21 protein-coding genes are annotated in these 24,301 nt (G+C 72.1%); 12 read left to right on the top strand and 9 right to left on the bottom strand.

All coding sequences use genetic code 11. From position 1 onward, the window contains the following. Positions 1–127: 127 nt before the first annotated feature. The 3 genes from ACFC0D_RS15555 to ACFC0D_RS15545 all read right to left on the bottom strand — a co-directional run bounded on the left by ACFC0D_RS15555 (position 128) and on the right by ACFC0D_RS15545 (position 4,054). Positions 128–1,156: a LacI family DNA-binding transcriptional regulator gene (locus tag ACFC0D_RS15555; RefSeq protein ID WP_376435192.1), complete on the bottom strand. Its 1,029-nt coding sequence runs from the start codon at positions 1,154–1,156 to the stop codon at positions 128–130. Positions 1,157–1,412: 256 nt separating this feature from the next. Further along, a complete protein-coding gene (locus tag ACFC0D_RS15550) occupies positions 1,413–2,393 on the bottom strand; it encodes an ADP-ribosylation family protein (RefSeq protein ID WP_376435189.1) in 981 nt (326 codons plus the stop codon). A gap of 101 nt (positions 2,394–2,494) precedes the next feature. Continuing rightward, complete coding sequence (locus ACFC0D_RS15545; protein ID WP_376435186.1) at positions 2,495–4,054, bottom strand: M1 family metallopeptidase; 1,560 nt, start codon at positions 4,052–4,054, stop codon at positions 2,495–2,497. A 203-nt stretch (positions 4,055–4,257) separates the two neighbouring features. Here ACFC0D_RS15545 and ACFC0D_RS15540 point away from each other — a divergent pair, with 203 nt between their 5' ends. The 4 genes from ACFC0D_RS15540 to ACFC0D_RS15525 all read left to right on the top strand — a co-directional run bounded on the left by ACFC0D_RS15540 (position 4,258) and on the right by ACFC0D_RS15525 (position 9,774). After that, the gene (locus tag ACFC0D_RS15540) at positions 4,258–6,249 is read left to right on the top strand and encodes a Xaa-Pro dipeptidyl-peptidase (RefSeq protein ID WP_376435181.1); all 1,992 of its coding nucleotides are present in this window, start codon (positions 4,258–4,260) and stop codon (positions 6,247–6,249) included. Next, complete coding sequence (locus tag ACFC0D_RS15535) at positions 6,246–7,556, top strand: M14 family metallocarboxypeptidase (RefSeq protein ID WP_376435178.1); 1,311 nt, start codon at positions 6,246–6,248, stop codon at positions 7,554–7,556. The genes ACFC0D_RS15540 and ACFC0D_RS15535 overlap by 4 nt, the downstream gene beginning before the upstream one ends. 170 nt (positions 7,557–7,726) lie before the next feature. Continuing rightward, positions 7,727–9,391 (top strand): BCCT family transporter, encoded by a 1,665-nt coding sequence (locus ACFC0D_RS15530; RefSeq protein ID WP_376435175.1) that lies wholly within the window; start codon positions 7,727–7,729, stop codon positions 9,389–9,391. A 77-nt stretch (positions 9,392–9,468) separates the two neighbouring features. Beyond that, on the top strand, positions 9,469–9,774 hold the full coding sequence (locus ACFC0D_RS15525; protein WP_376435172.1) for a hypothetical protein: 306 nt from the start codon (positions 9,469–9,471) through the stop codon (positions 9,772–9,774). Between the two features lie 76 nt (positions 9,775–9,850). Here ACFC0D_RS15525 and ACFC0D_RS15520 read toward each other — a convergent pair whose 3' ends face one another. Beyond that, positions 9,851–10,807: an NAD(P)/FAD-dependent oxidoreductase gene (locus ACFC0D_RS15520; protein ID WP_376435169.1), complete on the bottom strand. Its 957-nt coding sequence runs from the start codon at positions 10,805–10,807 to the stop codon at positions 9,851–9,853. 103 nt (positions 10,808–10,910) lie between these two features. Between ACFC0D_RS15520 and ACFC0D_RS15515 the strand changes: the two genes are divergently transcribed. The 4 genes from ACFC0D_RS15515 to ACFC0D_RS15500 all read left to right on the top strand — a co-directional run bounded on the left by ACFC0D_RS15515 (position 10,911) and on the right by ACFC0D_RS15500 (position 14,776). Further along, positions 10,911–11,945 (top strand): oxidoreductase, encoded by a 1,035-nt coding sequence (locus ACFC0D_RS15515; protein WP_376435166.1) that lies wholly within the window; start codon positions 10,911–10,913, stop codon positions 11,943–11,945. A 61-nt stretch (positions 11,946–12,006) separates the two neighbouring features. After that, positions 12,007–13,644 (top strand): ABC-F family ATP-binding cassette domain-containing protein, encoded by a 1,638-nt coding sequence (locus ACFC0D_RS15510; protein ID WP_376435164.1) that lies wholly within the window; start codon positions 12,007–12,009, stop codon positions 13,642–13,644. After that, positions 13,644–14,372 carry a 2-phosphosulfolactate phosphatase gene (locus ACFC0D_RS15505; RefSeq protein ID WP_376435161.1) on the top strand — a complete coding sequence of 243 codons (729 nt, stop codon included), beginning with the start codon at positions 13,644–13,646 and terminating at the stop codon, positions 14,370–14,372. The genes ACFC0D_RS15510 and ACFC0D_RS15505 overlap by 1 nt, the downstream gene beginning before the upstream one ends. Beyond that, the gene (locus tag ACFC0D_RS15500) at positions 14,369–14,776 is read left to right on the top strand and encodes a hypothetical protein (protein WP_376435158.1); all 408 of its coding nucleotides are present in this window, start codon (positions 14,369–14,371) and stop codon (positions 14,774–14,776) included. The genes ACFC0D_RS15505 and ACFC0D_RS15500 overlap by 4 nt, the downstream gene beginning before the upstream one ends. Positions 14,777–14,824: 48 nt before the next feature. On the opposite strand, the gene ACFC0D_RS15495 is transcribed toward ACFC0D_RS15500, so the two are convergent. Further along, positions 14,825–16,339: a UDP-N-acetylmuramoyl-L-alanyl-D-glutamate--2,6-diaminopimelate ligase gene (locus tag ACFC0D_RS15495; protein WP_376435156.1), complete on the bottom strand. Its 1,515-nt coding sequence runs from the start codon at positions 16,337–16,339 to the stop codon at positions 14,825–14,827. A gap of 193 nt (positions 16,340–16,532) precedes the next feature. Further along, positions 16,533–16,670 carry a hypothetical protein gene (locus tag ACFC0D_RS15490; protein WP_376435154.1) on the bottom strand — a complete coding sequence of 46 codons (138 nt, stop codon included), beginning with the start codon at positions 16,668–16,670 and terminating at the stop codon, positions 16,533–16,535. 176 nt (positions 16,671–16,846) lie between these two features. On the opposite strand from ACFC0D_RS15490, the gene ACFC0D_RS15485 reads away from it, so the two are divergent. After that, positions 16,847–17,395, top strand: coding sequence for a GNAT family N-acetyltransferase (locus tag ACFC0D_RS15485; protein WP_376435151.1), 549 nt, complete (start codon positions 16,847–16,849; stop codon positions 17,393–17,395). 76 nt (positions 17,396–17,471) lie between these two features. Here the strand turns inward: ACFC0D_RS15485 and ACFC0D_RS15480 are convergent, their stop codons facing one another. Together ACFC0D_RS15480 and ACFC0D_RS15475 are read right to left on the bottom strand one after the other, a co-directional pair. Beyond that, complete coding sequence (locus ACFC0D_RS15480; protein ID WP_376435148.1) at positions 17,472–19,886, bottom strand: Tex family protein; 2,415 nt, start codon at positions 19,884–19,886, stop codon at positions 17,472–17,474. A gap of 99 nt (positions 19,887–19,985) precedes the next feature. Continuing rightward, positions 19,986–20,849: a hypothetical protein gene (locus tag ACFC0D_RS15475; protein ID WP_376435145.1), complete on the bottom strand. Its 864-nt coding sequence runs from the start codon at positions 20,847–20,849 to the stop codon at positions 19,986–19,988. Positions 20,850–20,986: 137 nt separating this feature from the next. On the opposite strand from ACFC0D_RS15475, the gene ACFC0D_RS15470 reads away from it, so the two are divergent. Continuing rightward, positions 20,987–21,958, top strand: coding sequence for a GlxA family transcriptional regulator (locus tag ACFC0D_RS15470; RefSeq protein WP_376435141.1), 972 nt, complete (start codon positions 20,987–20,989; stop codon positions 21,956–21,958). Positions 21,959–22,058: 100 nt separating this feature from the next. Beyond that, positions 22,059–22,703, top strand: a complete 645-nt coding sequence (locus ACFC0D_RS15465) for a DJ-1/PfpI family protein (protein ID WP_376435138.1) — start codon at positions 22,059–22,061, stop codon at positions 22,701–22,703. A gap of 15 nt (positions 22,704–22,718) precedes the next feature. Here ACFC0D_RS15465 and ACFC0D_RS15460 read toward each other — a convergent pair whose 3' ends face one another. Continuing rightward, a complete protein-coding gene (locus tag ACFC0D_RS15460; protein WP_376435136.1) occupies positions 22,719–23,462 on the bottom strand; it encodes an enoyl-CoA hydratase/isomerase family protein in 744 nt (247 codons plus the stop codon). Between the two features lie 66 nt (positions 23,463–23,528). On the opposite strand from ACFC0D_RS15460, the gene ACFC0D_RS15455 reads away from it, so the two are divergent. Next, complete coding sequence (locus ACFC0D_RS15455) at positions 23,529–24,212, top strand: HdeD family acid-resistance protein (RefSeq protein ID WP_376435133.1); 684 nt, start codon at positions 23,529–23,531, stop codon at positions 24,210–24,212. The last annotated feature ends 89 nt before the right edge of the window (positions 24,213–24,301 follow it).

Below are 24,301 nucleotides of genomic sequence, written 5' to 3'. Positions count from 1 at the left end.
GGAATGCGTCAGGAGCGTGCCTCTCCGGCGAGGTTCCCGTCAAGAGTCGAACGCGTAACAGCTCGATGTACCCGGGCTGTTCGCCCCGGAGTTCAAGGCCCTTACACGGAGTTCCGGGGCGCGGTCGTCACGCGGAGGCGCGCCGGACCAGCTCGATCGGCGTGATCACGGGCTCGGGGACGCCCGCGCCGTCGAGGGTGCGCATCAGGAGCCGTACCATCAACCGGCCCATGCCCTCGATGTCCTGACGGACCGTCGTGAGCGGGGGATCGGTCGCCTCGACCACCTGGCGCATGTCGTCGAAGCCGACGAGCGCCACGTCCTCGGGGACCCGGCGGCCGTGCTCGCGCAGCACCCGCAGCGCACCCGAGGCCATCAGGTCGTTGGCGGCGAACACGGCGTCGAGATCGGGGCGGCGGCCCAGGAGCTCACTCATCGCCCGGGCTCCGCTCTCCTCCGTGAAGGCGCCCTCGGCCACCAGGTCGGCCCCGGCGTCCGGCAGTTCGTCCCGGTATCCGTCGAGGCGGTCGAGTGCGGAGGTCTGGTCGCGCGGGCCGGTGATGTGCGCGATGTTCCGACGGCCCAGCGAGCGGAGGTGCCGTACGGCGACGCGGGCCCCGCCCCGGTTGTCGCAGTCGACGTACGGGACCGGCGGCTCGCCCTCGGGACCGGTCCAGCCGGGGCGCCCACCGTAGACCGTGGGTACCTGGACGCGCCGGACGATCTCGGGGAGTTCGTCGTCGTTGTGGAGCGAGAACGCCAGCGCGCCGTCGACATGGCCGCCCCCGAGATAGCGCGCGATCCGCTCGTGATCGCCCGGCCCCTCCACCCAGAGCAGTACCAACTGGGCGTCATGCAGCGTGAGTTCGCGACTGATGCCACGCACCTGCTGCTCGAAGAACGGGTCGGAGAAGATCCGGAACTCGGGCTCGGCGATGATCACGGCGACGGCGCCGTTGCGCCGGGTCACCAGCGTCCGCGCCGCGTGGTTCGGGATGTAGCCGAGCTCCTCGACGGCCTTGCGTACCTTCTCGGCCAGGGCCTCGCGGACCCCGGCGCCGCCGTTGACGACACGGGACACCGTGGCCCGGGACACGCCGGCGCGCTCGGCGACGGCTTCCAGGGTCGGGCGCGTCCCGGACGTCGACTCGCTCAAGGCTGGCTCCTCACGGGCACGGTGGGTGACGGTGCTGACAGCGTCGAGGGTATCCGGTGACGGGCCGACGGGTCTGTCCGGGGAAAGCGCTCTCGGGATCGGCGGCGGCTGCTCAGAACGTCGGGCTTCGCCGCGAGGCGGGTCGGGCCGCGGCCTTCAGCGCGCCCGCGCGTCGAGCTTCACCGAAAGGCGCGTCGGACCCCCGGCCTTCAGCGCCCGCGCGCCGGGCTTCGCCGCGAGGCGCGAGCCCCGGCCCTCAGTCCGTCCGCCGCAGCACGTCCACGTCGGCGAGCGCGCGGTGGCGGTGGTGGATCGCCGCGATCGTCGCGAGGGACGGGCGGTCGAGATCGCGGTACGCCACGGCCAGCAGTTCGCGTGCGTACTCCTCGCGTTCCGGGTCTCCGTACGATGCCCAGTGCAGGTCCCGCCCGAGCACCAGCGCCTCCGTCGGATCGCCGGCGGTGGCCCGTCGCAGGGCCTCGTCGCGGGCCGTCCGGAGCGACTCCGGGTCCTCGAACAGCTTCTCCATGAAGGTGCCGAAGCGGTACTCGTCCGCTCCGTTGTGCGGCGGACGGTCCAGCGTCGTCGCCCCGGACACCAGCGCTCCCGCACTGTCCAGGGTCGTGATCCGGTCGGGGTCGACGGGCGGCCGGCGGGAGTCGTACGCGTGGGAGTACGCGAGGCCCGTCTCTGTACGCTCCCCGGTCTCGAAGCCCGTCAGGGCCACCCGCAGCCGCCCGAGATCAGCGAGCCGCTCGCCTACGTCCTCCCCGTCGGCCGCGTAGTCCGTCAGGTCCCGCTGAACCCGCTCGATCAGCGCCCGCACCGCCTCCAGCGGCGTCCGGCCGCAGCGCTCGATCCCGCCGCCGTCGTTGGTCCAGTACGAGGCGACGCCGTCGCATGTGCGCCCGTCGTCGGACCAGAGCCCGTAGTGGAGCCCGTCCGACCCGCCGTGCAGAAACGTGAGGAACTCCGGCGGATCCCGGTAGTACCGCCCGTGCACCCGGATGTCGAGACCCTCGCGGGGGAGCGCCGAAGGGTCCGCGAACAGGTCCATGACGCCGTACGGAACCAGCTCCAGCTCCCGTAGCGCCCGCTCCCCGGCCGTCCCGAGGGCGGCCAGGAAGTCGAGGAACCGGAAGAAGGAGGCGGGCAGTTCGAGCCCCCACTCCGCGGCGATCCGTCCCGCCACCGCCTCCCGCATCGCCGGATCGCCGTACCGCTCCGACTCGGCCATGCTGTGCTCCCACCCTTCGCTTGCCTGTGAGGGCCCGAGCCTACCCATGGCGTACGGACGCGCCCCGCCCCAGGGGGCCGGAGCGGGGCGCGCCACCGAGCTCAGTGCTCGTCGTGCTCGTGGATCGTGTTCGTCTCCGCGATCTTCTTCCAGGACTTCGGCTGCGCGGGCTTCGCCGGCTTCGCCACCGGCGCCGCAGCCGTGGTCCCGGCAGCGGCCGACCGCGCCGAGACCCCGCCCGTGACGCCGACCCCGACCCCGGCCGCCGTCGAAGCCGCCGGCTTCACCGGCTGGTACAGCCAGGTGTCGAAGAGCGAGGCCAGCGGCTTGCCCGAGACCCGCTCCGCGTACGACACGAAGTCCCCGACCTTGGCGTTGCCGTAGGCGAACTCCGTCGGCCAGCCCTTCAGAATGGCGAAGAAGTCCTCGTCGCCGATCTCGTTGCGCAGCGCCTGGAGCGCCAGCGCGCCCCGGTCGTACACGGCGATGTGGAACTGGTTGTCCGGACCCGGGTCGCCCGGCTTCACCGTCCAGAACGGGTCCTCGGCGGTGCGGGTCGCGTAGACGTAGTCCGCCAGCTCCTGGGCCGTGCCCTCGCCCTCCTTCTCCGACCACAGCCACTGGCTGTAGCGGGCGAAGCCCTCGTTGACCCAGATGTCCTTCCACTTGTCGACCGAGACGCTGTCGCCGTACCACTGGTGCGCCAGTTCGTGGACGACCACGGACACGTTCGCCCCGTTGGCGAACTGCCGGGGGCTGTAGAACGGCCGGGTCTGCGTCTCCAGGGCGTAGCCGCTGGTCACGTTGGGGACGTAGCCGCCGAGCGCGTTGAAGGGGTACGGCCCGAAGACCTCCTCCAGCCACTCCGCGACCTCGGTCGTCCGCTCGATGGAGGCCCGCGCGGCGCCCGCGTTGTCGCCGAGGTCACGGCTGTAGGCGTTGAGGACCGGGAGCCCGTTCGCCGTCCTGTCCGTGGTGATGTCGAACTTGCCGACGGCGAGCGTGGCCAGATACGTGGCCTGCGGCTTGTTGGAGCGCCAGTTGTAGCGGGTCCAGCCGAGCCGGGAGGACTGCGACTGCAGTACGCCGTTGCTGATCGCCTGCGTGCCGTCCGGCACCGACACCGAGACGTCGAAGGTCGCCTTGTCCAGGGGGTGGTCGTTGGACGGGAACCACCAGGCGGCGGAGTCCGGCTCCTGGGCGGCGACACCGCCGTCGGGCGTACGGTGCCAGGCGGTCCAGCCGCCGATCTTCACCTCGGAGGGCTTGCCCGCGTACCGCACGACGACCGAGATCGTACGGTTCTTCTCCAGCGGGGCCGCCGGGGTGATCTCCAGCTCCTGTTCGCCGGTCGTGGCGAACTTCGCCTTCTTGCCGTTCACCCGCACCTCGCTGACCTTCAGCCCCAGGTCCAGGTTGAAGCGGGAGAGGTTCTGCTTCGTGGTGGCGAGGATCGTCGCCGTGCCCTCCAGGAGGTCGGTCGAGGGCTGGTACGTCAGCCTCAGGTCGTAGTGGGAGACGTCGTAACCGCCGTTGCCACTGGCCGGGTAGTAGGGATCGCCGATGCCCGATGCGCCCGGAACGTAGTCGGCGGCCGATGCCGGGATCGCCAGCAGGAGAGAGGCCGCGAGCGCGCTCGGAACGACAAGTCTGCGGTGCACGAGAGCTCCAAGTCTGTAAGAAGCACGAATGGTCTTCGGTCCTTATCGACACTATTCAGGGCCACGACGCCCCGTCATGTCCATGGCCCCATCCGCCACACGATCGCCATTCGGCCGAAACGAACGCTCCGGCCCCGGCTGACGCGTTCCTGCTCTCGACTGCACTCTTTTGCTCGGGAGTTGACCGGGGTACGTTCCGCCCCATGCCGATACCTGTGCGGAGAACCCGCAGAGCCCGTCTGTCGTGCAGAACCCTGGTGGCGGCCGCCGCGGCCGCCCTGATGACCGCGCTGGTGTCCCCGACCGGGGCTCAGGCGCAGGCCCCCGTGCGGGAGTCGAAGCCCGTCCACTCCTACGCCGACGCGATCCGCGAGTCCGTCTGGGTGGACACCGGACTCGACGGCGACGGCGACGGCCGCGGCGACCGGGTCGCGGTGGACATCGTTCGGCCCCGCGAGCCCGCCGCCACGGGCCGGAAGATCCCGGTCATCATGGACGCCAGCCCGTACTACGCCTGCTGCGGACGCGGCAACGAAGGCCAGAAGAAGACGTACGACGCGGCCGGGAACCCGGTCCAGTTCCCGCTCTTCTACGACAACTACTTCGTTCCCCGCGGGTACGCCTTCGTCGCCGTCGATCTCGCCGGCACCAACCGCTCCGACGGCTGCGACGACGTCGGCGGGCGCTCCGACGTCCAGTCCGCCAAGGCCGTCGTCGACTGGCTGAACGGCCGGGCCCGCGGATACACCACCCGTACCGGCTCCGACCGCGCCCGGGCCACCACGTGGTCCACCGGCAAGGTCGGCATGATCGGCAAGAGCTGGGACGGGACCATCGCCAACGGCGTCGCCGCGACCGGCGTCGAGGGGCTGGAGACCATCGTGCCGATCGGCGCGATCTCCTCCTGGTACGACTACTTCCACTCCCAGGGCGCCCCGCTCTACAACGCCAACCCGAGCTGGCTCTCCGAGTACGTCAACAGCCCCGAGGCGAACGGCCGCTGCGGCGCGGTCCAGGAGCGCATCACCACCGCCACCCCGTACAGCGGCGACTGGACGCGCGCCTGGAGCGAGCGGAACCACGTCCCGGACGCCGGCAAGGTGAAGGCCAGCGTCTTCGTCGTGCACGGGCAGCAGGACCTCAACGTCCGCGCCAACCAGTTCGGCCAGTGGTGGGACGCCCTCGCCGCCCGCGGTGTCGAGCGGAAGATCTGGCTCTCGCAGACCGGTCATGTCGACCCCTTCGACTTCCGGCGCGCCGACTGGGTCCGTACCCTGCACCGCTGGTTCGACCACTACCTCCTCGGTTACGAGAACGGCATCGACCGGGAGCCGATGGCCGACATCGAACGCGCTCCGGACCGCTGGACCACCGACCGGGTCTGGCCGCCGCGCGCCACCGAGCGCACCACCCTGCGCCCCGGCACGGGCGCCGCACCCGGCGTCGGAACCCTCGGCCGTACCCCGGCCGCACCCGGCGCCACGGAGACCTTCACCGACGATCCGGGCCTGGGTGAGATCGACTGGGCCGCGCGGATCGACGAGTCGACCGCCGCCAAGGCCGGCTTCGTCACCCGGCCGCTCGCACGCGACCTGCGGCTCTCCGGTTCCTCCACCGTGACCGTCACGGCCACACCGTCCACCGCGACCGCCCATCTGACGGCCGTGCTCGTCGACCTCGGCCCGGACACCATCCGGGACTACGCGGCGGCGGGCGAGGGCATCACGACGCTCACCCAGCGGTCCTGCTGGGGCGCGAGCACGAGCGGCGACAGCGCCTGCTTCAAGGACACCGAGGCGCGCACGGCGGACGTGGAGTTCACCGTCGTCAGCCGTGGCTGGGCGGACCTGGGCACCTGGGCGGACCCCGGCAGAGGCAGGCCGCTGACCCCCGGCACGGCGTACACGATGACGCTGAAGCTGGCGGCCACCGACCATGTCGTCCCGGCCGGGCACCGGCTCGCCCTGATCGTCGGCGGCACCGACAAGGACCTTCTCGACCCTCCGTCCACCACGCCGACGATCACCCTCGATCTCGCCCGTACATCTGCCAAACTGCCCCTGGTCGGCGGCGCGGACGCCTTCACCCGGGCGACGGCCGGCACGGACGGCGCACGCCTGGCGCCCAGCGGGCGCGCGCTGAACGGTGTCGGACACCCGCGCTCGAACCACCCCGTTCCCGGAGAGGTCCGATGACGCACACCCCGCACCGCCGCTCCCGGCGCACGCTCGCCCTCCTGACGGGCGTCGCCGCCCTCGGCCTCCCGCTCGTCGCCGTCCCCGCGGAGGCCGCCGGCACCGCGTCCGCCGCACCGCCCCCGAGGACGGGCTTCGAGGGGAGCGGGGGTGCCCGGTGGACCGGCGAGCAGGAGGAGACGGCCTTCCTCGCCGCCGTCGACCGGGGCAGCGACCGGGTCTCCGTGCGCACCATCGGCACGACCAAGCAGGGCCGCCCGCTCCGGCTCGCCACGGTGGGCGCGCCCCACGCCTCCACGACCGTGCTGCTGGTCTGCAGCCAGCACGGTGACGAGCCGTCGGGCCGGGAGGCCTGTCTCACCACCGTGCGCGACCTGGCGTACGCCCGGGACCCGGAGACCCGCCGCTTCCTCTCCCGCACCACCGTTCTCGTCGTTCCCTCCGCCAATCCGGACGGGCGCGAGGCCGACACCCGGGGCAACGCCGACGGGGTCGACGTCAACCGCGACCACATCGCCCTGCAGACCGCCGAGGGCCGGGCGATGGCCGCGCTCATCCGCGACCGGCGCCCGGAGGTGATCTACGACCTGCACGAGTACGGCGGGACCTCGCCCTACTACGACAAGGACCTGCTCGCGCTCTGGCCGCGCAATCCGAACGCCGACGCGCACGTGCACGACGAGGCCCACACCCTGTCGGAGTCCTACGTCCGGCCGTCGGCCGGGGCCGCCGGCTTCGGCAGCGGCATCTACGGGATCTGGACCGATCCCCTCACCGGAAAGCCCATCAAGCAGGTCGCGGGCGACGGCCAGGAGCGGATCCTGCGCAACACGGCAGGCATCAAGCACTCCGTGGGCCTGCTCGTGGAGACCCGCGTCGAGGCCCTGACCGACGCCGAGAAGGACGACACCGCACGCAACCAGCGACGCCGCGTGAACACCCAACTCGCCGCGCTGAAGGGTGCCTTCGCCTATGTGGACGAGCGGCGCGGGCGGCTCGGCGCGGCCACCGCGGCGGCCCGGCTCAATGGCTTCGCCGACCGGGGTCCGGTACTGCTCGGGGGCGCCGACAACGATCCGGCGGAGCCCGCCGAGACGATCCAGGACCCGCCTTGCGGATACCGCCTGGACCGTGCGCAGCAAGCCGAGTTCGGCGACGAGCTCGCCCTGCACGGGATCACCGTCAGGCGCGACGGCGACGGGGTCCTCGTACCCCTGCGGCAGTCGCAGCGCGCGCTCGTCCCGCTGCTGCTCGACGGCCGTGCGACCTACCGGCTCACCACCGGACAGCCGGTGGAGGTCTGTTGACGGGCTGAGTTGATCCCGGAAGTGACGCGTCACCTGTGGTACTGCCTTACGGAGCGAGTTCCGTCCGTCCCGTAATGCCGTGAAAGGTGCCATCTGTGTCGCAGGAAGATCAGAGAGCGGGCGAACCCGGGGGCGGCGGAGGCCGGGGTGGAGGCCGGGAGGGGCTGCCGGTGACGGCGGCCCTCCCGCGTGCCCCGGGGCACCACCCCAAGGCCCGGACCGATCGGATCGTGTTCGGCGTCACCGCCGTCCTCACCGTCGCGTTCGTGGTCTGGGGCGCCACGGCCACGGACAGCCTGGAGAGCGTCTCCAGCAAGCTGCTCGACGGTCTGATCCGCAACTGGGGCTGGGCGTTCATGCTCGCCGCCTCCGGCTTCGTCGTCTTCGCGCTGTGGCTCGCCATCAGCCGGTACGGGCGGATCACCCTCGGCCACGAGACCGAGGCCCCGGAGTTCCGGACCGTGTCGTGGATCGCGATGATGTTCAGCGCCGGCATGGGCATCGGCCTGATGTTCTACGGGGTGAGCGAGCCGCTCGCCCACTACGGAACCCCGCCGCCCGGCACGAGCCCCGCCGACTCGGCCGAGCGGATGCAGGTCGCGATGGCCACCACTCTCTTCCACTGGACGCTCCACCCCTGGGCGATCTACGCCGTCGTCGGGCTCGCCATCGCCTACTCCACGTTCCGGCGCCGTCGCCGGCAGACCATCAGCGCCGTCTTCGTCCCGCTGATCGGGAAGAAGGCGGCCAACGGAGGTCCCGGCCGGGTCATCGACATCCTGGCGATCTTCGCCACCCTCTTCGGGTCGGCCGCCTCGCTGGGTCTCGGCGCGCTCCAGATCGGCAGCGGAGTCGAGGAGTTGGGATGGATGGAGAGGACCGGGACCGGACTGCTCGTCGGCATCATCGCGGTCCTGACCGTGGCGTTCGTGCTGTCCGCCGTCTCGGGGGTCGAGAAGGGCATCCAGTGGCTCTCCAACATCAACATGGTGCTCGCCCTGGTGCTGGCCCTGTTCGTCTTCGTGGCCGGCCCGACCATCGTCGTGCTCGATCTGCTGCCCACGTCGATCGCCGCCTACATCGGTGACCTGCCGCAGCTGATCGGACGTACCGAGGTGACCGGAGGGGAGAACGTCCACGACTGGCTGGGGAGCTGGACGGTCTTCTACTGGGCCTGGTGGATCTCCTGGACGCCCTTCGTCGGCATGTTCATCGCCCGCATCAGCAAGGGCCGGACGATCCGTCAGTTCGTCGGCGGAGTCATCCTCGTGCCGAGCACCGTGAGCCTCGTCTGGTTCGCCGTCTTCGGTGGCACCGCGATGAAGCTGAGCGAGCGCGGCGAGCTGGCGGAGGAGACCACCCCGGAGGGGCAACTCTTCGGTCTTCTGCAGGAGTTCCCCATCACCGGGGTGATGAGCCTGCTCGTGATGATCCTCGTCGGCATCTTCTTCGTCTCGGGTGCCGACGCCGCCTCGATCGTCATGGGCACGCTGTCGCAGCGCGGCTCGTTCGAACCGACCCGTCCCGTGGTCGTCTTCTGGGGCGTGGTGACCGGCGCCGTCGCCGCCATCATGCTCCTCATCGGTGACGGCCAGGGCGACGCGCTCGCGGGGCTGCAGAACCTGACGATCCTGGTGGCGGCGCCGTTCGTCATCGTGATGATCGGCATGTGCGTGGCGCTCATGCGGGACCTGCGGCACGACCCGCTCATCGTCCGGGGCGAGGTGGGCGAGGAGGTCGTCGAACTCGCCGTGATCGCGGGCCACGAGAAGTACGACGGCGACTTCGAACTGCGCATCGGGCCGGGTACGGGAACACCGGGTGAAGGCTCTTGATCCATGTGGGCTAGGGTTACCGACCGGTATTGACCGTACCTGAACGGGTCCCCACGGCCCGGAAGTTGGAGAACCACATGAACCACGCGACGCCGCTGCGCCGCACCCTGACCGCACTCACCACGACGACGCTGCTGGCCGGGGGCCTGCTGCTCGGTCAGACGGTGACGGCCGAGCCCGCGCACGCGGCCGGCAAGAAGATCGTCTGCAACGTCCCCAAGATGCGGCAGCAGGCGGCCGACCTTCGCTCGAAGGCCGCGCAGCTCCAGCGCCTCGGCGCCACGGCGGAGGCCCGTAAGGCCCGTGGCCAGGCCGACGCCCTGGAGCGCAAGGCCCAGGCGTGCATCGACGCGGAGGACAGCGCCCCCAAGCCCTGGAAGTAACCCTCCTCAGGCCCGGTTCCGGCTCGATCTCCCGATCGAGCCGGAGCCTCGGCTCTCTTCGGCGGCTCACCGGCCGTCACCCGGCGGCCAGATCCGCCGCCCTCCGGGCGCAGCCCCACGCGACCGTCACCCCCGCGCCCCCGTGCCCGTAGTTGTGGACGAGACGCCCGCCGCCCGGCAGCGGCTCCACCGCGATCCGTACCCCGCCCGACCGGGCGGGCCGCAGCCCCACCCGGTGCCCGAGCACCCGGGCGTCCGCGATCTCGGGCCGTACCCGGGCGCACCGCGCCACGATCGCCGCCGCCGTCGCCGGATCCGGCGTGAGCCGCTCGTCACCCTCCTGCGCGGTCCCGCCCAGGATGAGCCGCCCGGGCTGCGGGAAGAAGTACGCCGTCTCGCTCGAGGCCGAGTCGGCCGCCGTGAACCACTCCTCGATCCCCGGATTCTCCACCAGCACCAACTGCCCCCGCACCGGCCGCAGTCGGGCGTCCGATATGAGCTCCCGAGCCCCGAGACCCGCGCAGTCGACCACCACGCGCGCCCGCTCGCCCGCCTCCGCGAAGCCGGTCACCGCCCGTCGCTCCACCGCACCGCCCGCCGCCTCGAACCGGGCACGGAGCCACTCCAGATGGACCGGCATGTCGATCAGCGGCAGCCGTGCCGCCAGCCCCACCGCGTACGGCCCCGGCACCTCCCGGGCCGTCAGCTGTCGCAACCCGGAGACCTCCCGCGCCCATTCGCCCAGCTCCCCGAGGACCGTGTCCGCGTGGACCCCGGGCACCAGCCGGACCCCCGTGCGGACCGGATCGTCCGCCAGCTTCTCGTACACCCGCAGCGAGTCGAGCGCCCAGGCACCGGCCTCCGCCTCCGGCTCGATCCGGTACGGCCACCACAACGCCCCCGCCACCGCCGAGGTCGTCTCCGTCACCGCGTCCCGCGACCACACCCGCACGCGAAGCCCGCGCTCCGCCAGAGTCAGGGCCGTCGTCAGACCGATGACCCCGCCTCCGACCACGATCACCTGTTCGCTCATGAGCGGAACGTACCCGGGCCACGAGCGGACGGACCACACACCGACAGGTCGCGCCCGCACGGACCATGCACGGATTGCCCGGCGCCGGGGAATACTTCCGAACATGTCTGCCGAGTACGCGACCTTCGCCCTCGCCCCCGCGATACGCACCGGAGCCGTCTCCCCGAGCGGCAGCCACCGCACGCACCGGGACTTCCTGGACTTCGTCGTCGACGGGCGGCCGCTGCTCTTCCGCCTCGCCGACCTCGACGCCGTCTCGCCCCTCGCCGCCGACATCCCGCCCGCGATCCTGACCGAGAGCGTCCGAGGGCTCCTCCTCGAGGCCGAGGCGCCGCTGGAGGGGGGTCGGCATGTGATCTACGGCTGCCCCGAGTGCGACGACCTCGGCTGCGGTGCGGTCACCGCCGTCATCGAGCGCGACGGCGAGGACATCGTGTGGCGCGACTTCGCCTGGCAGACCGACGACACCGCCGACCTCGACTTCAACGGCTACCGGGGGATCGGCCCGTACCGCTTCCGCGGCGACCGGTACCGCTCCGAGCTGGAGCGACTGCTGCGGGACGACGATGACGCCACGGCGACGCCCACCCACCGCCGCGTGCTGCTCATCGGCGCCCGCGCGGCCGTCCTCGGCAAGCTCGCCGCCGCCCTGCGCACCATCGGCATCGGCGCCGACATCGTCCAGGACACCGACGGGGTCACCGACGACGAGCTGCGCGGCTACGGCGCCGTCGCCTTCGGCCGCGCCGTCACCGACGAGGTACGGGCCCGGGTCCGCGACTCCTTCGGCCGCGCCGGAGCCGACGTGGCGTACGTCGACGGGCTCGCCCCGGTCGTTCCCGTCCTCGTCGCCCAGATCGTCACCGCCCTCGACCCCACCCCGCCGGAGCGGCGACGCGTCACCGCGCTGGCCGCCACGGCGGCCGAGGCCACCGTCGAGGTCAGCTCGGCGGTCGGCGTCCAGCTGGTCGCCTACCGCCTCGACCGCCTCTACCGCACCCACGAGAAGCTGCTCCTCGACGACGTGCTCGAGCCCGGCACCCACCGGATCCCGCTCGACGCCAAGGCGGTCAAGGGACAGTCCTTCGTGGTGGCACGCACCACCGGCAGCGAGCTGGTGGTCCCGGTCGTCCGCTGACCGGCAGGGCACCGGTCGCATACGAACCCATCGGCGGGCCTGACCTAGGATTCATCTCCTGATGACTGCAACCCTCGTCGCCAAGGACCTCGCCGCCGGCCACGGCGAACGCTCCCTCTTCGCCGGCCTCGACCTCGTCGTCGCCCCCGGCGACGTCATCGGCCTGGTCGGCGTCAACGGCGCCGGCAAGTCGACCCTGCTGCGGCTCCTCGCTGGGCTCGACACCCCCGAGGACGGTGAGCTGAAGCTCTCCCCGCCCACCGCCACCGTCGGCCACCTCCCGCAGGAGCCGGAGCGGCGCGAGGGCGAGACGGTACGGGAGTTCCTGGCCCGCCGCACGGGCGTGGCCGCGGCGCAGGTCGCCATGGACGAGGCCACCCAGGGCCTGGTCGACGGGACACCCGGCGCAGACGACGCGTACGCCGTCAGCCTGGAGCGCTGGCTCGACCTCGGCGGCGCCGATCTGGACGAGCGTGCCGAGGAAGTCGCCGACTCGCTCGGGCTGACGGTCGGCCTCGACCAGCCGATGACCTCCCTCTCCGGCGGCCAGGCCGCCCGCGCGGGTCTCGCCTCCCTCCTCCTCTCCCGCTACGACGTCTTCCTGCTCGACGAGCCGACCAACGACCTCGACCTCGACGGTCTGGAGCGGCTCGAAGCCTTCGTGCAGGGGCTGCGCGCCGGCACGGTCGTCATCAGCCACGACCGCGAGTTCCTCACCCGCACGGTGACCAAGGTCCTCGAACTCGACCTCGCCCAGCAGCAGATAACGCTCTACGGCGGTGGCTACGAGGCGTATCTGGAGGAGCGGGACACCGCCCGGCGGCACGCCCGCGAGGACTTCGAGGAGTACGCGGGCCGGAAGGCCGCCCTCGAAGCGCGCGGCCACATGCAGCGGTCCTGGATGGACAAGGGCGTCAAGAACGCCCGCCGCAAGGCCACCGACGGCGACAAGCTCGGCCGCAACGCCCGCAGCGAGGCCAGCGAGAAGCAGGCCGCGAAGGCCCGGCAGACGCAGCGGATGATCGAACGGCTCGATGTCGTCGAGGAGCCCCGCAAGGAGTGGGAGCTGCGGATGGAGATCGCCGCCGCCCCGCGCTCCGGCTCGGTCGTGGCGACCCTGCGCGAGGCCGAGGTCCGGCGCGGCGACTTCCGCTTCGGGCCGGCCACCCTCCAGATCGACTGGGCCGACCGCGTCGCCATCACCGGCGCGAACGGCGCCGGCAAGTCGACGCTGCTCGCCGCGCTCCTCGGGCGGCTTCCGCTCGACGCGGGGGACGCGGTGCTCGGCTCGGGCGTCGTCGTCGGTGAGGTCGACCAGGCGCGGAAGCTCTTCCACGGCTCCGAGTCGCTGCTCGACGCGTTCTGCGCGGCGGTTCCCGAGACCGAGCCCGCCGAGGTGCGGACGCTGCTCGCGAAGTTCGGTCTCAAGGCGGAGCACGTCCTGCGCCCGGCCACCACGCTCTCCCCGGGCGAGCGCACCCGCGCCGCGCTGGCCCTGCTCCAGGGCCGTGGGGTGAACCTGCTGGTGCTCGACGAGCCGACCAACCACCTGGACCTGCCGGCCATCGAGCAGCTGGAGTCCGCCCTGGACTCGTACACCGGCACGCTGCTCCTGGTCACCCACGACCGGCGGATGCTCGACGCGGTGCGCACGACGCGTCGCATCGAGGTCGCGGACGGCAAGGTGACCGAGCTCTGATGGGTGTCACGTTCGGCTGGGGCCCGACGGAGGCGGCCGTCCTCGCCCGGGAGGCCGCGTGCCTGGTCGTCGTCGACGTCCTCTCCTTCACGACGGCGGTCGGCGTCGCCGTGGAGTCCGGCGCGGCGGTGTACCCGTACCGCTGGAGGGACGAGACGGCCGTGGGGTACGCGGCCGAGCTGGACGCCGCGCTGGCCGTCGGCCGCAGCGAGGTGTCGCCCGAAGCGCCGTGGTCGCTCTCCCCGGCGGCCCTGCGGACCGCTCCGCCGACCGAGCGCCTGGTCCTGCCCTCCCCGAACGGCTCCACGATCGCGGCGCAGCCGGGCGGGCTGCCGGTCGTCGCGGCCTCGCTGCGCAACCGCACGGCCGTCGCCCGTTGGCTCGCGGACCGGGGATACGGCTCCGAGTCCCTGCCCCTCTCCGTCATCGCCTCGGGCGAACGGTGGCCGGACGGCTCTCTGCGCCCCGCCCTGGAGGACCTGCTGGGCGCCGGCGCCGTGCTGTCGGCGCTGCGCGCCCTGGGCCCGTACGACCTGACGCCCGAGGCGCGGGCGGCGGCCACGCTGTGGGAGGCGACGGAGGACCCGGTGGCGGAGCTGCACCGCTGCGATTCGGGGCGTGAACTGTACGAGTACGGCTATCCGCAGGATGTGGCGGTGGCCGCCGAGGTCGACACCTCGGAGACCGTCCCCGTCCTGACGGACGGCGCATTCCTGGAGGCACCATGACCGACCTGCTGACCCGGCTCACCGAGATGCTGGACGACCTCGACGCCGACGTCGACGAGACGATCGACCTGGCGGACGAGATCGCCGCCTCGGGCGACGCCGCGCTCCTGCCGCGACTGCAGTCCGAACTGGACCGCGCCCTCGTCGAGCGGAACGCCTACGCCCGCGAGCTGCTCGGCGGCGTCCTCGCCGCGATCGGCGGCCCCGACGCCCTCCCGGCGCTCCTGAGGGCCTCGTCCGTCGACCTCGGTGACGACCAGGACGCCCTGGCGACCGAGATCGTCGAACTGGTCCAGTCGGACCCGACCCGCTCTCGCGCTCTGCTGCAGCCCTTGACCGAGGACGACGACCTGACGGTGGCCAACCGCGCCGAATGGGCCCTCCGCTTCCTCCCGAACGCCTAGGTCTGCGTCTCCCCTCTCCGGAGGAGAGGGCCCGCCGCTACGAACGGATCACGCGGCAGACCGAGGGACGCGGGGCCGGGCGGCCGTCTGTTCCAAGGCGAGTTCACGCACGGTGGCCATGTCGCTGAACGGCAGCAGCTCCTCGCCGACGATCTGGTGCGGCTCGCTGCCCTTGCCGGCGATCAGCACGGTGTCCTCCGGGCCCGCAGCGGACAGGGCGAACGAAATGGCCTCGTGGCGGTCGGCGATCCGCTCGAACGGGGTGCCGGTCGCGGCGAGGCCGGGGACGATCTGGTCCAGGATCGCTTGCGGGTCCTCGTTGCGCGGGTTGTCCGAGGTGAGGACGCACAGGTCGGAGTGGGTCCCGGAGATCCGCCCCATGTCGGCCCGCTTCGTCGTGTCCCGGTCCCCGCCGCAGCCGAAGACGGTGATCACCCGGCCTCGCGCGTAGCCGCGGATGGTGGTCAGGACTTTCTCCAGGGAATCCGGGGAGTGGGCGTAGTCCACGATCACGGAGGTCCCGCCCGGGGTTTCGAAGCGCTCGAACCGGCCCGGCACGGGCGGCATCCGGTCGAGTGCGGCGACGAGGGCGCCCAGCTCGTGTCCCAGGACGTGGCAGGCAGCCAGGGTGGCGAGCGCGTTGGCCACCGAGAACCGGCCCGGAACCGGGATCGACGCCGGATACGTGCGCCCACCGTGGTGGAGGGTGAACCGCGTGCCGGAAGCACTGACGGCCAGGTCGGTCGCCCGGTAGTCCGCCGGAGCATCGAGGGCGTACGTGGTCACCGCACCAGGCATCATCGCCACGATCCCGGCGCCCACCGGGTCGTCGGCATTGACCACCGCGCGACGGCACAGCCCCTGGAAGAGGCGGAGTTTGGCGTCCCGGTAGTTCGCCATCGTTCCGTGGTCGTCGAGGTGGTCCTGCGTCAGGTTGGTGAACACCCCGACGTCGATGAACGTCCGGTCCACCCGGTGCGTCAGCAGGCCCATCGACGTGGCTTCCAGCACCACACTGCCGGTCCCACGGTCGCGCATGCACCCCAGGAGATACTGAAGGTCCGGCGACTCCGGGGTGGTCAACACCGATCGTGGCATCGGGATCAGCTCGTCGCCGATACGGCTGCCGGCCGTCCCGATGACTCCCACCTTCGCGCCCTCGGAGATCCGCAGGGCGGACTCGACCATGTACGAGACCGAGGTCTTGCCGTTGGTGCCGGTGACCGCCACCACGTCCATCTGCCGCCCCGGTTCGCCGAAGTAGCGGGAGGTCACGATCGCGGCCGCCTTCCGGATGTCCGGCACCCGCACGGCACACGCGCCCGGCGGCCACACCGACGCCGACGGTTCCGTGCCGTCGACCAGCACAGCGGCCGCTCCGCGGGCGAGCGCGGGCGCCACGGAGCCGGGCCCGCCCTCCCGGTGTCCGGGCACGGCGATGAACAGGCAACCCGGCATCACCCGGTCCACGTCGAAGGTCGTACCCGCGGTGATCAGTGTTCTGCTCGGGTCACCCTGGAGTACGTGGTGCTCCTGCCCGGCCAGCAAGTCGCTCAGCTTCACAATGATCCCTTCGAAGTGGCCCGGCCCGGTCGTGCGGCCGTAGCCAGGCGGCAGCGCCGGCGAGTGCCGGAAGGCTGCTGTGGTGACGTGGAGCGGGGGCGGAGACCGCCCGACGTTTGGCGGGGCGAGGCGGACTCGGCAGGGGAAGGACCCGCCGTGCGGCGGGGGAGCGGCGCGCAGGGGAAGAGGGGCGCTAGCCGTGGCCGTGCAGCGCGATACGGCGGGTTCGGGGCAATTCGACATCAGCGGCGGTGGCCGGGTCGACGACGGCCGGACGCACTCCGGACGCGGCCTGCCGCAGGCACTGCCTCGACGAACGCGTGCGACCCATGGAGCGAGTGTATGGCCGTTCCCGCGGCCCGCCGCCCACATCGCCGGCCGCCCTGCCCGCCGCGAGCGAGGCTGCAACGTGTGGATCACGGTGAGAGGGACGGAACGCGCCGATGTCCTGCGGGCCGGGCCTTCTCCTTCGGATCGGTCTCAAGGGCGTGCGGTAGGTTGCCTGCCATGACCGGACTCGGACCCGTCGCCTGGCCACCTGCCCCGTTGAGGACCGAACGGCTCGTGCTCCGCGAGTCCGAGGCCCGAGACCGTGCGGCGTTCATCGAGCTGTTCGCCTCGCCGGAGGTGAGCACCTACATCGGTGGCCCTCGAACGCGTGATGAGCTCGAACGCGTGGTGCCTGAGGTGCCTGGACAGCGCCCTGGCCACTTCGTGATCGATCTCGATGGAGCGATGATCGGAATGGTCACGCTCGGTCGGCGTGATGCAGAGCGTTCGGGTCACGTCCGTCCGGATACCGCGGAGGCCGAACTCGGTTACCTGTTCCTGCCGGAAGCGTGGGGACGCGGGTACGCCGCCGAGGCGTGCGCAGCGGCACTCGGCTGGTTCGCCGACGTACTCCCCGGCGAGCCGGTGGTGCTCTGCACCCAGACCGCCAACGACCGCGCGATGCGCCTCGCGGCGAATCTGGGGTTCACCGAGGTGGAGCGGTTCGAGGAGTACGGCGCCGAGCAGTGGTTCGGTGTGTGGTCCCCGGTCACGCCGTCCGGTTGAGCAGGGCGTGGCACGTTCCCCGGCCGAAGGCCCGGGAAAGGTGAAGGGCCCGGCCTTCCGGCCGGGCCCCACCACGTCAGCGGCCGCGCCGCTTGTCGCCGCCGCCCTCGTTCAGCAGGCCCGCCTTGCGCAGGGCGTCCGCCATCGCGCTGTTCGACGGGGCCGGGGCCTGGGAGCGACCCCGGTCGCCACCGCTGCCCGCGCCACGGCCACCGCCACCGCCGCCCGCGCCACGGCGCTGCTGCGGCGGGCGGCCACCGCGCTCGCCGCGCTCCCGCTTCGGGGCACCCCCGCCGGCCGTCTCCGCCGTCGCCTCGTCGTCGAGTCGCAGTGTCAGCGAGATCCGCTTGCGCGGGATGTCGACGTCGAGGACCTTCACCCGGACCACGTCACCCGGCTTCACCACGTCCCGCGGGTCCTTCACGAACGTCTTCGACATCGCCGACACGTGCACCAGGCCGTCCTGGTGCACACCGATGTCCACGAACGCCCCGAACGCCGCCACGTTCGTGACCACGCCCTCCAGGACCATCCCCGACGCGAGGTCGCCGAGCTTCTCGACGCCCTCCTTGAAGGTCGCCGTCCTGAACGCCGGCCGCGGGTCCCGCCCCGGCTTCTCCAGCTCGCGCAGGATGTCCGTGACCGTCGGCAGACCGAAGGTCTCGTCGACGAAGTCGTCCGCCCGCAGTGACCGCAGGACACCCGTGTTGCCGATCAGCGACGCGACCTCGCCGCCCGTGGTCTTCACCATCCGCCGCACCACCGGGTACGCCTCCGGGTGCACCGAGGACCCGTCGAGGGGGTCGTCGCCGCCCCGGATCCGCAGGAAGCCCGCGCACTGCTCGTACGCCTTCGGACCGAGCCGTGCCACGTCCTTCAGCGCCCTCCGAGACCGGAAGGGACCGTTGGCGTCGCGATGCGCGACGATGTTCTCGGCGAGACCGGCACCGATGCCCGACACCCGCGAAAGCAGCGGCGCGGAGGCGGTGTTGACGTCGACACCGACGCCGTTCACACAGTCCTCGACCACCGCGTCCAGCGAACGCGAGAGCTTCACCTCGGACAGGTCGTGCTGGTACTGCCCGACGCCGATCGACTTCGGGTCGATCTTCACCAGCTCGGCCAGCGGATCCTGGAGCCGCCGTGCGATCGAGACGGCACCGCGCAGCGACACGTCCAGTTCGGGCAGTTCCTGCGAAGCGAACGCGGAGGCCGAGTACACCGAGGCGCCGGCCTCGGACACCATGACCTTGGTGAGCTTCAACTCCGGGTGCTTGGCGATGAGTTCGGCCGCGAGCTTGTCCGTCTCGCGGGAGGCCGTGCCGTTGCCGATGGCGACGAGCTCGACCGCGTGCTCCTTCGCGAGCCGCGCCAGCTTCGCCAGCGACTCGTCCCACTTGTTCGCGGGGACGTGCGGGTAGATCGTGTCGGTGGCCACGACCTTGCCCGTCCCGTCGACCACGGCGACCTTCACGCCCGTGCGGAAGCCGGGGTCGAGCCCCAGCGTCGCCCGCGTGCCCGCCGGCGCGGCGAGCAGGAGGTCACGCAGGTTCGCCGCGAAGACCCGTACCGCCTCGTCCTCCGCCGCCGTCCGCAGCCGCAGCCGCAGATCGATCCCGAGGTGGACCAGGATCCGGGTCCGCCAGGCCCAACGGACCGTGTCCTGAAGCCACTTGTCGCCCGGTCGCCCTCGCTCGGCCACGCCGAAGCGGGAGGCGACCATGCCCTCGTAAGCGGACGGGCCGGGCGTCGCGGCGTCTTCGCGCTCCTCCGGCTCCAGCTCCAGGGTGAGGACGTCCTCCTTCTCGCCGCGCAGCATCGCGAGGATCCGGTGCGAGGGGAGCGCGGTGAACGGCTCGGCGAAGTCGAAGTAGTCGGCGAACTTCGCGCCCGCCTCCTCCTTGCCCTCGCGGACCTTGGCGGCGAGCCGGCCCCGGCCCCACATCCGCTCACGCAGCTCGCCGATGAGGTCGGCGTCCTCGGAGAACTTCTCGGTGAGGATCGCGCGGGCGCCCTCCAGCGCGGCGGCCGGGTCCGCGACGCCCTTGTCGGCGTCGACGAAGGCCGCGGCGGCGGCCGCCGGCTCCACCGACGGGTCGGCGAGGAGCCCCTCCGCCAACGGTTCCAGACCGGCCTCGCGGGCGATCTGCGCCTTCGTGCGCCGCTTGGGCTTGAAGGGCAGGTAGATGTCCTCGAGACGGGCCTTGGTGTCCGCGGCCCGGATCTGGGCCTCCACCTCGGCCGTCAGCTTGTCCTGCTCCCGTACGGAATCGAGGATGGCGGTCCGCCGGTCCTCCAGCTCCCGCAGATACCGCAGCCGCTCCTCGAGCGTGCGCAGCTGCGCGTCGTCGAGCATCTCGGTCGCTTCCTTGCGGTAGCGCGCGATGAACGGCACGGTCGACCCGCCGTCGAGCAGCTCGACGGCCGCCCTCACCTGTCGCTCCCGTACGCCGAGTTCCTCGGCGATCCTGCCTTCGATGGACGTCGTCACGGTGTCCCGACTCGCCTTCTCGCGCCTCAAGCTTGCGACTGCATTGTGCCGGGTCGCCGACAGGATCGCCGCACCCGCCCCGCCCGCGCGGCGGTTCCGTCAGCCCTTGTCGCTGAGGTCCGCGGGGAAGGCTCCCGCCAGGTACGCCGCGTTGCGGAAGCCCTTGCCCAGCTCCGTCAGCCGCTCGACACCGGCCGCGCCCAGGTGCTCGTACGGGGCGGAGTCCAGGCGATCCGTGTGCTCCTCCACCGCGTCGCGCAGGCTCAGGCCCTCGGGCGTGAGCTCGCCGTCCGCGCCCAGCAGCCCGCGGTCCCGCAGCCGCGCGGCCGCGGCGTCCCAGTCGGCGCGCCGCCAGCCCCGGGCGCCCAGGGCCCAGCGCGGGTTCATGCCCATGCCCGTGGCGGTGTGGCTGACCATCGCCTCCAGCGGGTCGAGGCCCACACTCAGGAGGGCCGCGAGGTGGCCGTCGCCCCGGTGCTCGCGCAGCAGCGTCGCGGCGTACCAGTAGCGCAGGTGGGCCTCCTCCGGGACCGGCAGGTCGGCGTGGGCCGAGTAGAGCGGCCGGGCGTGCCGGGTACAGGCCTCGGTGGCGCGCAGGGCGAGCTCGGCGGCCTCCGCCATCTCGGCCGAGGCGATCGCCTCCTCGCCGAGGAGACGGCGCATCGTGGTGTCCACGGCCCGCAGCCGTGCGGCCACCACGTCCGTCGGCGAGGCGATGTCCCAGACGGCGGGCAGATGCCGGGCCAGCAGCTCGACGTTGTAGTTGTAGAAGGCCGCGGCGACGGTTCCGGCGCCCACGGCCCCCATCGCGGCGCTGCGCGAGGCGAGCCGCATGGCCGAGGTGTCCTCGAAACCGAGGGCCTGGAACTCGGTGTCCAGGTCCGGTGAGAAGTACACCGTGGAGTGCATCGGGTTGAGCATGTGGTGGCAGCGGCGGCCCGCGCGGGGCGGCAGAGAGGTCATGGAACGGAACGTTACCGACTGGTCGGTACGACGGGAAGTCCGGGGCGGTCGCGGTCGGCGGTCGCCTGCGGCCGATGGCAGGAAAGGTGGGGTCTTCGTCATTGCGGACATCCCAGGCCCCGCCAAGGATGGAACACATGACGAAGCGACCCGTGCTCGTCGTCCTCTTCGACGACGTGCAGAGCCTGGATGTCACCGGACCGGTGGAGGTGTTCGCCGGGGCAGGACGCGCCGCCGGCGGTGACGCCGCCTATCCGATCCGGACCGCCTCGCTCGACGGGGGTCCGGTCCGCACGCAGAGCGGCCTGCGGATGCTCCCGGACACGACGCTCGCCGACGCGGACCGCCCGCACACGCTGCTCGTCCCCGGGGGCGAGGGCACCCGCCACGCCGACCCGCGGCTGATCGACTGGCTGCGCGAGAACGCGCCGCACGCCGAGCGCCTGGTCTCCGTCTGCACCGGTGCCCTGCTGCTCGCCGAGGCCGGGCTCCTCGACGGCCACCGGGCCACCACCCACTGGGTCGCCTGCGACCACCTCGCCCGCTGCTATCCCGAGGTCGAGGTGGAGGCGGAGCCCATCTTCGTCCGCGACGGCAGGATCTCCACCTCGGCCGGCGTCACCGCGGGCATCGACCTCGCCCTCGCGCTCGTGGAGGAGGACCTGGGCCGTGACACCGCCCTGACCGTCGCCCGCCATCTGGTCGTCTTTCTGCGCCGCCCGGGCAACCAGGCCCAGTTCAGCGCCCAGCTGGCCGCCCAGACCGCCCGCCGGGCACCTCTGCGGGACCTCCAGCAGTGGATCACCGAGCACCCCGAAGGGGACCTCTCCGTCGAGGCGCTGGCGGCCCGCGCCCGGCTGTCGCCCCGCCACTTCGCCCGCGCGTTCCAGGCGGAGACCGGCACGACTCCCGGCCGGTACGTCGACCAGGTCCGGCTCGAACACGCGCGCAGGCTCCTGGAGGAGACGGCCGTGGGGGTCCAGGAGGTCGCCCGCGCGGCCGGCTACGGCACTCCCGAGGCCATGCGCAGGGCCTTCGTCAAGGCGCTCGACACGGCCCCGGCCGAGTACCGGCGCCGCTTCCACGCACCCGTGTCGACGACGCACTGAACCGACGTACGCACGGAACCGAAGCACCGGATCGACGCGCACACACCGAACCGACCACCGCACGACCACCGACCACGGCACGACCACCGAGGGGAACACCATGCAGATCGCCGTCCTGCTCTACGACCGCTTCACCACGCTCGACGCCGTCGGCCCCTACGAGCTGCTCGCCCGGCTCCCCGGAGCCGAGACCGTCTTCGTCGCCAAGGAGGCCGGTCCGGTCCGGGGCGACCAGGGAAGCCTCGCCCTCGTCGCCGACAAGACCCTCGCGGACGTACCGACCCCGGACATCGTGCTGGTCCCCGGCGGGCCGGGATCGCGGGAGGCGATGCACGACCCCGAGATCCTCGCCTGGGTCCGTACGGCCGACGCCACCAGCACCTGGACCACCTCCGTGTGCACCGGCTCGCTGATCCTCGCCGGAGCGGGCCTGCTCGCCGGCCGCCGGGCCACCGCCCACTGGCTCGCGCTCGACGAGCTGAAGCCGCTCGGCGCCGAACCCACCGGCGAGCGGGTCGTCTTCGACGGCAAGTACGTCACCGCCGCCGGGGTGTCCTCGGGCATCGACATGGCGCTGCACCTGGTCGGCCGGATCGCCGGGGACGAGGTCGCGCAGACGATCCAGCTCCTGACGGAGTACGACCCGCAGCCGCCCTACGACGCGGGTTCGCCCGAGAAGGCGCCGGCCGGGATCGTCGCGCACTGGCGCGGGCAGGGCGAGAGGATCCTCGCCCAGGAGGGCTGACCCGGTCGGCCCGGCTCAGACCCCGTACGTGAAGCGGGGCGCGCGGCGCTCCAGGAAGGCGGCGACACCCTCGGCGGTGTCGCCGCTGCCGCGCGCCTCCTCCGCCCAGTACGCGTCCCGGTCGGTGCGGCCGTCGGCGAACTCCTTCGCCGCCGCCTGCGTCAGCAGGGAGCGCGAGGCCAGGACGCGGGTGAACTCGCCCACCCGCTTGTCCAGTGCGCCCGCCGGGAGCACCTCGTCCACCAGGCCGGTGCGCAGCGCCCGCTCCGCGTCGATCAACTCGCCCGAGTAGAGCAGGTACTTGGCGGCCGAGGGTCCCACCAGCGAGGCCAGCCGACGGGTCGAGGAGGAGGGATAGACGATGCCGAGCTTCGACGGGGTGACTCCGAACCGCGCCCCCTCCTCGGCGAACCGCAGGTCGCAGGCGGCGGCGAGCTGGCTGCCGCCGCCCACGCAGTAGCCGCGGACGGCGGCCAGAGTCGGCTTCGGGAAGGCGGCGAGCGCTTCCTCGGCCCGTACCGCGAGCGACTGCTGCTCGTCGCCCGGCTCCCGCAAGGTCGAGATGTCGGCGCCGGCGCAGAAGGTCTCGCCCTGACCGGTGAGGACCAGGACGCGGACCTCGGCGTCGGTCGCGAGCGGGGCGAGCAGGCCCGGCAGGGACCGCCACATCGCGGCCGTCATCGCGTTGCGCTTGGCGGGGTTCGAGATGACGACGGTGGCGACCCCGTCGGCGACGCTGACGTTCAGCTGCGGCTCCATGTGCCGGATGCTATCCGGGCACCCCGACCGTACGATCAGGAAGGGGGTGCGAGGAGGAGGCGCCCCATGGCCCAGGGTTCCCACGACGCCGTACGCGAGGGCAGGAAGCTGCGCCGCAGTTTCGGCTGGCTCGTCCTCCTCGGTGCCCTGCTCGTCATCGCCGGGATCGTCGGCCTGTTCTACACCGGCCTCGCCACGCTGACCTCGATGCTCCTCTTCGGCTGGCTCCTGCTCATCGGCGGTGTCGTCGGTCTGCTGCACGCCATCGAGTCCCGCGGCACCAGCTACTTCTGGCTCGCCGTGGTGGTGGCCGCCCTGAACATCGCGGCCGGTGTCGTCGTCATCCGTCATCCGGAGGGCTCGGCCGAGGCGCTGACCATGTTCGCGGCGCTGCTCTTCCTGACCGGTGGGGTGTTCCGGTTGGTGGGGAGTGTGGTGGTGCGCGGACCGCAGATGGGCTGGACGCTCCTCCAGGGGGCCTTCGGGCTCCTGCTCGGGCTGCTGGTGCTCTTCGACTGGCCCGACAGCAGCCGTTACGTGCTCGGGGTGTTCTTCTCGCTGGCCCTGCTCTTCGACGGGCTCGGTCTGATCGCCATCGGTGTCGGAGGCCGACGGATCGTCAGTATGGTCGCCCCCGAGGCGGCCTCTCCGCAGGCGTCCGAGCGGGCCCCTTCGCAGGCCTCTCCGCCGAGCTCGTCCGAGTCCCCTCCGAAGCCGTCAGAAGAAGATCAGGAGCAGTCGAACAACTGACGTTGGCATACTCACCCGATCAAAATTCGGTCGATAAGTGTCGACTTCTGGTCAGTAGGCCGGTCCGGACCTACGGATTACCAAGACTC

Origin of the sequence: Streptomyces sp. NPDC056222 (assembly GCF_042264065.1) — a bacterium.
Lineage (GTDB): Bacteria > Actinomycetota > Actinomycetes > Streptomycetales > Streptomycetaceae > Streptomyces.
The sequence above is the reverse complement of the archived record's forward strand: the minus strand, read 5'-3'. Positions and strand labels throughout refer to the sequence as shown.